The sequence below is a fragment of the Stenotrophomonas sp. YJH_SMC_64 genome, assembly GCF_059371375.1.
Map to the genome: position 1 here is coordinate 1 of NZ_JCAFUN010000030.1, position 10,632 is coordinate 10,632.

The window sequence follows — 10,632 nt, forward strand, 5'->3', positions numbered from 1 at the left end:
GACGCTGAAAACGGGCTGGTCCCTGCCTAAGGCCAGCCAGGGCGCAAGACCAAAGGCTGCCGGCCAGCGGCCGGCACTACCGTGCCCGTCTCATGGAGGGGCCAAGTCCCTCCATCAACACAGTTGCTACAGGGACGTATTTACGGCGTGTCCTGCCTGTCGCCTTGCTCCGGCTCTACGCGCGGGAAGGGAGGCGCCGCGAACAACGCTGTAACCCTACTTCGCATACTGCCCACCGCAGTTGGCATCCTTGCCCGGCCCCAGTTCAATCGTAGCCAGCAGCGCTGCCGGCGGGGCAATGCTGCCCAGCGCCAGGGCCACGGCGCCGCGAATACCCAACGCCTTGAAGTCAGGGCGGAACGACGGGTCCTTGAACGTGCCGCTGATATGCAACGGTGACCGCAGTACCAGGATGCTCTTGTCCTTCGGGCGCGGTTTCAGCAGCAGGTCCAGGGTCTCGTCGCGCAGGCTGACCGTGCCTTCGCCGATGAGGATGGTATCGGTGGTGTCCACCGCCAGTGCCTGGCTGGTCATCAGACCGTCCTGCACACCGAAGTCGGCGAAGGCGCAGCGCAGCGGAATCTGCTTGTCACCGGTCACCAGGAACTTCAGTGATTCGGTGATATCCAGCCCGGCCAGTTCCATCACCAGGTTGCCGACATGGCCACGGCCCATCGCCAGCCCGACCTTGCCGCTGCTGCTGCCGAGCATGGCGGCGATCGAGTTGCCGCGCCCGCTCAGGTCCACTTCGCCGCCGATGCCGCCCTTGGCCTGCTCGGCCAGCTTCGCATCCGGGAAAAGCTGGCCCAGCTGCACGCCGCGTACGCTGGCCCTCAACGCAGTGCGAATCTGCGCCTGGCGTGCATCCATGCGGATCGTGCTGCGGATATCGCCGCCGGCCACGCCGAAGTTCAGCGGGTCCAGCCGCAGCACGCCGTCATCCAGCAGCAGGTGCGCGTCCATGTCGTCCAGTGGCAACGAGGGCGCGTTGATGCGGTGGGCCTTCCAGCGCACGTCGGCATCCATCGCACGCAGTTTGCCCAGGTTGTAGGGCGTGTCGGGCAATACCCGGCTGCTGGCGGCGACGCGGGCGGCCTGTGCCTTTTGCTCCGCATTCGCGGTTTCGCCGCCGCCGGTCTTCGGTGGCGCTCCCACGAAGCCGGCCAGGTCATCGAAGTCCAGGCGCCTGGATTCCAGTGTCGCGGTCAGCCGTGGACGGTCGCGTCCCACCTCGAACTGCAGGTTGCCAGCGAGGTCGCTGTCACCGACCTTCCCGGTGAAGCTGTCGTAGCGCCAGACGTTGTGGTCGCGCTTCAGCCGTCCGTCCAAGGCGTAGGGCGGTGAGGGCGGGATGGCAATGCCGAGCAGCGGGTACAGGTCCGACAGGTCCTGCCCGCTGAGTGCGAACTGCAGGTCGAACACCCGCAGCTGGAACGGATTGGTCAGCGTGCCACTGGCCACCGCGTGGGTAGCGCCGGCGCGACCGTCGAGGTGGATGCGGAACGGGTGGTCGCTGTCGGTCAGTTCCAGCGGTGATTCGGTTCCACCGCGCAGGGTGAACGGGTTGCCCTGCCAGTGGCCTTTGCCCTGCACCAGCAGCGGCGGCGAGGCATCGGCCTGTTTCGGCTGACCGCTGCGCACGCCCACGCGGATGTCAGTGCGGCCCAGTGCATCGATGAACTGCAGCCGACCATCGTCGATGCGCAGGCGTTTGAGCTGCGGGCTTGTGCCGCCGGCGCTGTCACCGAGGAAGTCCCAGTTGCCCGGCTCGCCCTTGCGCGGGGCGGTTTCCAGCAGCACGTCCGGCCGGGTCAGGCGCACCTCGGGCAGCTGCACGCTGCCGCGCAGCAGGGGCCAGACCCGCACGTCGATCTCGACGCGGTCTGCGCTGGCCATCTCAGGTTGTTTCGCCCAGCTGGCATTGGCGAAGGTGATCGCATCGGCGCGGATCGTGCTGGTGCGGCCGAGGTCGACATCAAGGTTCCCGATGTGCAGCACTCGGCCGGTGCGTGCCTGCACCGCGCGCTCCACCGGTCCCTTGAACCAGTTCCAGTCCCACAACGCGAGCACTACCAGGATCGCCGCCAGCAGGAAAACCAGGATCGTGAGCCAGCGCCGGCCTCGTGGGCCGGGGCGGCGGAGGCGCCAGCGGGGCGTGCGCCTTGCGGCAGGGGAGGCGGCAGCATTCACGCTGCCATGGTTGCCCTCTGTTCGTGGACAGGGCGCGAAGCGACCATGTGCATGGCGTGCACACGCCGCCCTCGAGCGGCCGTTTACAGCACCTGCATGGTGACCGCGACGAAGTGGCAGACGCTGCCGCCGATCACGAACAGGTGCCAGATGGCATGCGAGTACGGGATCGATTCACGGTGGTAGAAGTAGGTCCCCAGCGTATACGACAGGCCGCCGGCGAACAGCCAGGTGAGGGTGCCGCCATCGATCGAGGCCCACATCGGCTTGATCGCCACGACCACCAGCCAGCCCATGGCGATGTAGATCACCGTTGAGAGCACCTTGAAACGGCCGGTGTAGAACAGCTTGAACACCACGCCGCCCAGCGCCAGCGCCCAGATCGCGGTGAACAGGCCCCAGCCCCACGGACCGCGCAGGCCGATCAGGGTGAACGGGGTATAGGTGCCCGCGATCAGCACATAGATCGCGCAGTGGTCGAACACCTTCAACCGGCCCTTGGCGACCGGATGCTGGATGGCGTGGTACAGCGTGGAGGCGGTGTACAGCAGCAACAGCGCGATACCGAACACGATCGCGCTGGCCAGCTGCCAGCCGTCGCCGTAGATCGCAGCCAGGGTGATCAACACCGCGCTGGCGGCCAGGGCGAATACCGCGCCCAGGCCATGGGTCAGGGCGCTGGCGATTTCTTCACGGATCGAAGCAATGGACGTCGTGGACATGGCGTAGGCATTGTTCGCGGGGAGGGGGACCCGCACCCCCTTATCATCGCCGCGATGGGCGATGCGTGCACGCCTGTCACCGTATGGTGGGTGAATGCCTGCCTTGCGTTGGCTGGGGTCAGAGCCCTTTCCTGCCGGAAAGGGATCCGACCCCGTGGCATCAGCCCACCGAAACGGTATGGGCCGCTTCGCGGGTGGCCGAGAAACGCACGTCCGGCGAGCGTTCCTGCGCCAGCTGCAGGTTGACCCGGGTCGGTGCCAGGTAGACCAGGTGGCCGGCTGCATCCAGTGCCAGGTTCAGCGCATTCTTTTCGCGGAACTCTTCCAGCTTCTTCTCGTTGCTGCAGTGGACCCAACGCGCGGTGGTCACGCTGACCGGCTCGAAGGTGGCTTCCACGCCGTACTCGTCCTTCAGGCGATAGGCCGCCACGTCGAACTGCAGCACACCCACCGCACCCAGGATCAGGTCGTTGCTGGTGAGAGGGCGGAAGAACTGGGTCGCGCCTTCTTCGGACAGCTGGGCCAGTCCCTTCTGCAGCTGCTTGAGCTTGAGCGGATCGCGCAGGCGCGCGCGGCGGAACAGTTCCGGGGCGAAGTTGGGGATGCCGGTGAAGGTGACCGCTTCGCCTTCGGTAAAAGTATCGCCGATGGAAATGGTGCCGTGGTTGTGGATGCCGATCACATCGCCCGGCCAGGCTTCTGCGGCGATTTCACGATCGCTGGCCATGAAGGTCAGTGCGTTGGCCAGCTTCATTTCCTTGCCGGTGCGCACGTGGAAGGTCTTCATGCCAGCGCTGAAGCGGCCCGAGCAGACCCGCATGAACGCGACGCGGTCGCGGTGCTGCGGGTCCATGTTGGCCTGGATCTTGAACACGAAGCCGGTCAGCTTGTTTTCTTCCGGGGCGATCTCGCGGCCGGTGGTGGAGCGGGCCTGTGGCGACGGCGCATGCTCGACGAAGAAGTCCAGCAGCGGCTGCACGCCGAAGTTGTTCACGCCCGAGCCGAAGAACACCGGGGTCTGCTTGCCGGCGCGGTAGGCGTCCAGGTCGAACGGATGGCTGGCGCCCTGCACCAGTTCCAGTTCGTCGCGCAGGTCGGCCAGCATCTGTGCACCGATCTTCTCGGCCAGGCCGGGGGCATCGATGGACGGGAAGATGGTCGAGTCCTGGCGGGTGAAGTTGCGGCCGGGCTCGTACAGGTGCACTTCGCCGGTCAGCAGGTGGACCACGCCCTTCAGGCGCTGGCCCATGCCGATCGGCCAGGTCACCGGCGCGCACTGGATGCCCAGCACGGTTTCCACTTCATCCAGCAGCTCGATCGGGTCCTTCCCCTCGCGGTCGAGCTTGTTGATGAAGGTCATGATCGGGGTGTCGCGCAGGCGACACACTTCCATCAGCTTGATGGTGCGTTCTTCCACGCCCTTGGCCACGTCGATCACCATCAGCGCCGAGTCCACCGCGGTCAGCACGCGGTAGGTGTCCTCGCCGAAGTCGGCGTGGCCAGGGGTGTCGAGCAGGTTGACGATCTTGTCTTCGTACGGGAACTGCATCACCGAGGAGGTGACGGAGATGCCGCGCTCCTTTTCCAGCGCCATCCAGTCGGAGGTAGCGTGGCGGGCGGCCTTGCGGCCCTTGACCGAACCGGCCATCTGGATCGCGCCTCCGAACAGCAGCAGCTTTTCGGTCAGCGTGGTCTTGCCGGCGTCAGGGTGGGAAATGATGGCGAAGGTGCGGCGACGCGACGCTTCGTTGGCGACTTCGGACATGGCAGTGGCGCCCGCCCGGGGCGCTTTTCAAAGAGATAAGCGCCCGATTATACCGGCCAGGGCCGGTCAGCGCCCGATGCCACCGTCGGCCTCGCCCTCGCGGGCGAACTGCAGCTGGCCCTGCTCGGCAAAGATGCGCACCGGTACCGAGCGCAGGCCCATGCCGCGGTTGACCTGCACCACGAAGTGCAGGTGCGGTGCGCTGCTGAAGCCGCTGTTGCCGGACAGGCCGATGGGCTGCCCGGCCCCCACTGCCTGGCCGCGACGCACGCGCATGCCGCCCGCCTGCAGGTGGCCGTACAGCGCCATGCTGCCGTCGCTGTGCAGCACGCGGATGAAGTTGGCACGGCCGCCATCGCGCTCGCGGTCCTGGCCGTTGCCACGGAAGCCATCCTGGATCTGCATCACCGTGCCCTCGCGCGCGGCCAGCACAAGCGTGCCCTCCGGCAGTGCGAAGTCGACCGCGTCGCGGTTTTCCTCGTCGTCATGGCTGAACCGGCCCTGCGGCGCCTGGTCCACGCGCGGGCGTGCATCATCGAAGGGCAGGCGGTAGGCCACATCCTCGGCCTGTGCGGCGGGGTTGCCTGGTACCGACTGCAGGCGCAGGTCCAGCATCCGGCCGTTGACCGGCGCGGGGAGGTGGCCGACGACCAGGCTGCTGTCGCCCTGTATCAGTGACTGCACCGGCAAGCCGTCGACCGGGTGCCCAGGGGCGGCGCGCAGTTCGATCTGCAACGGCCCGGCCAGGGTGTTGTCGATCCGGGCCTGCCACTGTTCGCCGATCGACTGCAGGCGCAGCTGGGCCATTGGAAGGGGGGCCTTCGCCTCCGCGCTGGCGGGGGCAGGCGCCTTCGGCAGCATCCCCCAGCCCTGGCGCCAGTCGCTGGCGCCGGCAGAGGCGCTGGCCAGCAGCGGCAGGAGCAGGCAGGTCAAGGGCAGGCGTGGCATCAGCGGATTCAGGAAAACGGACCGTCCGGACTGTACCCGATCCTGAACGGAGCGACCGCGACACCTCTCGCATACCTGTCGCGAAAATATTCATCGCTTTATCCGCATGAAGGGATTGACAGCGCCCGGAAGCGCTGGCATCGTGGCCTCACCATCGAGACCGGCAGAGGGACAGGCCCTTTGAAGCCGGGGCAGCCCGCGGATGCGAAAGCGTTCGCGTAGGTGCCAAATCCTGCGGGGACCGTGGCGTCCACCGAAAGATGGTTCGATCCATGCACCGCACGTGCATCTCGAACGCGAGCCCCGCGAAGGCTCGATGGCCGATTCCCCAACCGGATCCCGCCATGAGCTTCGCTGCCAGTACCGCCGTTCGCCCCGAACCCTTTGTCCCCGTCAGCGTGCCGGTCGAAGACCGCGTGCATGCCGAGCGCGGTGAGTTCGCCGCGGTGCTGTCGATGCGTCACGCTGGCCCCAGCCCGGTGCGCCTGCGCTATGAATGGGTCGGCCTGGCCAATGCGCCGGTGGTGGTGCTGGCCGGCGGCATTTCCGCCCATCGCCATGTGGCGTCCAACGCACAGTTCAGCGAGAAGGGCTGGGCCGAAGACCTGGTCGGCAGTGGTCGCACGCTGGATCCGCAGCAGTTGCGCGTACTGGCGTTCGACTTCATCGGGGCCGACGGTGCGTTGGACGTGCCGATCGATACCGCTGACCAGGCCGATGCGCTGGCACTGCTGCTGGATCATCTGGGTATCCGCACGCTGAAGGCCTTCGTCGGCTACTCGTATGGCGCGCTGGTCGGCCAGCAGTTCGCGATCCGTCATCGAGCCCGGGTGCGCCAGCTGGTGCTGGCCAGCGGCGCGCATCGTCCGCACCCGTATGCCGCGGCCTGGCGCGCACTGCAGCGCCGCGCCGTCGCCCTCGGCCAACTGCAGTGCGGCGAAGACCACGGCTTGGCGCTGGCCCGGCAGTTCGCCATGCTCAGCTACCGCACCCCGGAAGAGTTCGGCGAGCGCTTCGACGCCGCGCCGGAAGTGATCAACGGCCGCGTGCGGGTCGCCGCCGAGGACTATCTGGACGCCGCCGGCGCGCAGTACGTCGCGCGCACGCCGGTGACCGCCTACCTGCGCCTGTCCGAATCGATCGACCTGCACCGCGTGGACCCCGCCGCCATCCTGCCGCCGACCGTGGTGGTCGCGGTGGAGGGTGACCGCCTGGTGCCGCTGGCCGACCTGGTCGGCCTGGTCGAGGGGTTGGGGCCGCGCGGAAGCCTGCGCGTGCTGCGCTCGCCCTACGGCCACGACGCCTTCCTCAAAGAAACCGATCGCATCGACGCGATCCTCGCCACCGCCTTCCGCACCTCTGGAGAGTCCGCATGAGCCTGCACGCCAACGAGCCGTCCTGTAGCCGCACCACTGCCGCCGTCCGTGCCGGCATCGATCGGGACACCGCGCATGGCGCGGTCACGCCGCCGATCGTGCTGTCGTCGAACTTCAGTTTTGAAGGCTTCGGCAACAAGCGCCAGTACGACTACACGCGCAGTGGCAACCCGACCCGCGACCTGTTGGGTGAAGCGCTGGCCGAGCTGGAAGGCGGTGCGGGCGGCGTGATCACCGCCACCGGCATGGGCGCGATCAACCTCGTGCTGAACGCGCTGCTTCAGCCGGGCGATACCCTGGTCGTGCCGCACGACGCGTACGGTGGCAGCTGGCGGCTGTTCAATGCGCTGGCGAAGAAGGGCCATTTCGAACTGGTCACCGCCGACCTGACCGATCCGCGCGCGCTGTCGCAGGCGCTGGCCACCCAGCCGAAGCTGGTGCTGGTGGAAACGCCGTCCAATCCGCTGCTGCGCATCACCGACCTGCGCTTCGTCATCGATGCCGCGCACAAGGCAGGTGCTCTGGTTGTGGTCGACAACACCTTCCTGTCGCCGGCCCTGCAGCAACCACTGTCGTTCGGGGCGGATCTGGTGCTGCATTCCACCACCAAGTACATCAACGGCCACAGCGACGTGGTGGGTGGTGCGGTCGTCGCGCGCGATCCGGCACTGCATGAGCAGCTGGTGTGGTGGGGCAACGCGCTGGGCCTGACGGGTTCGCCGTTTGATGCCTTCCTGACCCTGCGCGGCCTGCGCACGCTGGATGCGCGCCTGCGCGTGCATCAGGAGAACACCACGTCGATCGTTGCGCTGCTGGACCAGCATCCGGCGGTCGGCCGCGTCTATTATCCGGGCCTGGCCGATCACCCGGGCCACTCCATCGCTGCTCGCCAGCAGAGTGGCTTCGGCGCGATGCTGTCGTTCGAACTGGCGCACTGCGCGGGTGATGATCCGCACGCGGCGGTGCGCGCGTTCGTCGATGGCCTGCGCTGTTTCACCCTGGCCGAATCGCTGGGCGGCGTCGAAAGCCTGATCGCGCACCCCGCCACCATGACCCATGCGGCGATGACCGCCGAAGCGCGTGCCGCGGCCGGCATCAGCGAAGGCCTGCTGCGCCTGTCGGTTGGCATCGAGGCCGAGCGTGACCTGTTGGCCGATCTCGGCGCCGCGCTGCAGCGTGCCGAAGCGGTGATTGATGCGGCTGCGCGCCGCAAACAGGTGGTGGATGCATGAGCGCGCTTGCCGCAGAAATTCCTGCTCTGGGCGTGGGACGCCTGGCGCTGCTGGGCACCGGCACGGTCGGCTCGGCCTTCGTACAGCGTTACCAGGCATTGCGGGCGCGTGGGCTGGAACTGCCCAGCGTGCAGTGGCTGGCCAATTCACGCACTGCGCTGGAGATCGATCGTGACCTGGCCTTGCCGCTGGAACTGGCACGGCGTGCACCGCGCGATGGCCAGAGTTCGCCACCGTGGGCGAGTGCCGAAGGACTGGAGCGTGGCGACGTGGTGGTCGACGCCACCGCCAGTGAAGACGTGGCCGCGCGCCACGTGCAGTGGCTGGCGCGGGGCGTGCATGTGGTGACCGCCAACAAGCTGGGACGTGGTGCGCAGCTGGCCCGCGCGCAGGCCATTGCGGAAAGCTGTGCCGACAGTGGCGCACGCTATGGCGACAGCGCGACGGTGGGCGCGGGCCTGCCGCTGTTGAGCAGCCTGCGTGCACTGGTGGCCGGTGGCGATCACATCCATGCCATCGAAGGCGTGCTGTCCGGTTCGCTGGCGTGGCTGTTCCATCGTTATGACGGCCAGTCGCCGTTCTCGGCGGCGGTGCGCGAGGCGCTGGCTGCCGGCTACACCGAGCCCGATCCGCGCCTGGACCTTTCCGGTGAAGACGTGCGCCGCAAGCTGCTGATCCTGGCGCGCAGCAGCGGGCTGGCGCTGGATGCGTCGCAGGTACAGGTGGATTCACTGGTGCCTGAAGCGCTGGCAGCGCTGCCGCTGGAGGATGCGGTGGCGGCGCTCGAGCAGCTGGATGCGCCGTTGCGGGCGCGCTGGCAGCAGGCGCATGACAATGGCCGCGTGCTGCGTTTCGTTGGCCGTGTCGATGGCGAGGGTGCGCAGGTGGGCCTGCGTGAGTTGCCTGCCGATCACCCGTTGGCGCAGGGCGCGGGCACCGACAACCGCGTGGCCATCCACAGTGACCGCTATCGGCGCCAACCGCTGTTGATCCAGGGCCCGGGCGCGGGCGCGGAAGTCACCGCCGCCGCGCTGCTGGATGACGTGCTGCGGATCGTCGGCTGATCGCACTGCTTCTGTAGAGCCGAGCCCATGCTCGGCTGCTACTGGCGAGATCCCTCTTGCTGGATAAGCCGAGCATGGCTCGACTCTACAGGGGAGGGCTGCCGTTCAATGCGCCTTCAATGCCTTCAGCAACGCCGCGTTGAACTGCTTCGGGTCCTGCACCTGCGGCGAATGGCCCAGTTCGGCGAACTCGATCAGCGTCGCGCCGGGAATCGCCGCGGCTGCCGCCTTCCCGAGCACCGGATAGTTGCCCAGCGTCGCCTTCACCGCTGGTGGCGCCAGGTCGCGACCGATCGCGGTGCGGTCCTTCTGGCCGATGAACAGCGTGGTCGGCACCTGAACATTCTTGAGTTCGTAGACCACCGGCTGGTTGAACACCATGTCCGAGGCCAGCGCCTGGCTCCATGCAACGGCCTGCTTGCCCTGGCCTTCGTACATGCCCGACTGCATCCGCGCCCACGGTTCATATGCCGGCTTCCATTTGCCGTCGTAGTACACATCCAGCTGGTAGCGGCGGATGCTGTCATAGCTGATGTTCATTTCGCCGGCGTACCACGCGTCCACGCTGCGCCAGGGAACACCCAGCGCCTTCCAGTCTTCCAGCCCGATCGGGTTGACCAGTGACAGGCTGCGCAGGTCCTGCGGGAACATCAGCGCGTAGCGCACCGCCAGCATGCCGCCCATCGAATGACCGACCAGGTGCACCGGGACGTCACCCAGTCGCAGCTGTTGCAGCAGGGCATGGGTGTTGGCGGCCAGCTGCGCGAACGAATACTGGTAACGCTCGGGCTTGCTGGATTTGCAGAAGCCCACCTGGTCCGGGGCGATCACCCGATAGCCGGCGGCAACCAGTGGCTTGATCGATTCCTTCCAGGTGGCGGCACAGAAGTTCTTGCCGTGCAGCAGCACCACCACGCCGATGGGTGCCTTCTTCGGCGCGATGTCGAGGTAGGCCATTTCCAGCGGCTGCCGCTGCGATTCCAGCGCGAAGGTCTTCACCGGATAGCCGTAGTCGAAACCCTCCAGCCGCGGCCCGTAAGTGGGCGCGGCCAGCGCAGGCAGTGGAAGGCAGGCAAGCAGGGCGGCAGCGATCACGCGCATGGGGCGGTCCTGGATAGGGGAGCCCCGAGCCTAACCGGAACGCAGTGACGGTGTCGTCCGACCGGGCAAGGGCGACTGGGTAGAGTCGACTGGGTAGAGTCGACTGTTAGTTGTGATCTCTCTGTACGTTGTTCATCCGGGACATCTTTGGAAAATGGTGGTTACCACACCTCTCCAGACCCCAAAGAGCCCGGATGAACCACTATAAAAATGCCCGTTTGACCGTCCATAGTC

General features: G+C 67.1%; 8 protein-coding genes and 1 riboswitch. Of the genes, 3 read left to right on the forward strand and 5 right to left on the reverse strand.

What is annotated here, in order from left to right; all coding sequences use genetic code 11:
• Positions 1-216 precede the first annotated feature (216 nt).
• The 4 genes from AC5P9L_RS21155 to AC5P9L_RS21170 form a co-directional block, all read right to left on the reverse strand.
• On the reverse strand, positions 217-2,190 hold the full coding sequence (locus tag AC5P9L_RS21155) for an AsmA family protein (protein ID WP_165710797.1): 1,974 nt from the start codon (positions 2,188-2,190) through the stop codon (positions 217-219).
• A gap of 83 nt (positions 2,191-2,273) precedes the next feature.
• On the reverse strand, positions 2,274-2,912 hold the full coding sequence (gene trhA, locus AC5P9L_RS21160; RefSeq protein ID WP_005410682.1) for a PAQR family membrane homeostasis protein TrhA: 639 nt from the start codon (positions 2,910-2,912) through the stop codon (positions 2,274-2,276).
• A gap of 160 nt (positions 2,913-3,072) precedes the next feature.
• A complete protein-coding gene (locus AC5P9L_RS21165) occupies positions 3,073-4,677 on the reverse strand; it encodes a peptide chain release factor 3 (RefSeq protein ID WP_099527714.1) in 1,605 nt (534 codons plus the stop codon).
• 66 nt (positions 4,678-4,743) lie between these two features.
• A complete protein-coding gene (locus tag AC5P9L_RS21170) occupies positions 4,744-5,625 on the reverse strand; it encodes a M23 family metallopeptidase (RefSeq protein WP_227843818.1) in 882 nt (293 codons plus the stop codon).
• Positions 5,626-5,773: 148 nt separating this feature from the next.
• Positions 5,774-5,892, forward strand: a riboswitch (SAM riboswitch).
• 77 nt (positions 5,893-5,969) lie between these two features.
• Here AC5P9L_RS21170 and metX point away from each other — a divergent pair.
• The 3 genes from metX to AC5P9L_RS21185 are packed head-to-tail and all read left to right on the forward strand — an operon-like array spanning position 5,970 to position 9,297.
• The gene (gene metX / locus AC5P9L_RS21175) at positions 5,970-7,001 is read left to right on the forward strand and encodes a homoserine O-succinyltransferase MetX (RefSeq protein WP_043034505.1); all 1,032 of its coding nucleotides are present in this window, start codon (positions 5,970-5,972) and stop codon (positions 6,999-7,001) included.
• Positions 6,998-8,233, forward strand: a complete 1,236-nt coding sequence (locus tag AC5P9L_RS21180; RefSeq protein ID WP_005410678.1) for an O-succinylhomoserine (thiol)-lyase — start codon at positions 6,998-7,000, stop codon at positions 8,231-8,233. The genes metX and AC5P9L_RS21180 overlap by 4 nt, the downstream gene beginning before the upstream one ends.
• Positions 8,230-9,297 (forward strand): homoserine dehydrogenase family protein, encoded by a 1,068-nt coding sequence (locus AC5P9L_RS21185; protein WP_049461209.1) that lies wholly within the window; start codon positions 8,230-8,232, stop codon positions 9,295-9,297. Before AC5P9L_RS21180 ends, AC5P9L_RS21185 begins: the two co-directional genes overlap by 4 nt.
• A gap of 105 nt (positions 9,298-9,402) precedes the next feature.
• On the opposite strand, the gene AC5P9L_RS21190 is transcribed toward AC5P9L_RS21185, so the two are convergent.
• Positions 9,403-10,398, reverse strand: a complete 996-nt coding sequence (locus AC5P9L_RS21190) for an alpha/beta fold hydrolase (protein WP_049461391.1) — start codon at positions 10,396-10,398, stop codon at positions 9,403-9,405.
• Positions 10,399-10,632: the final 234 nt, after the last annotated feature.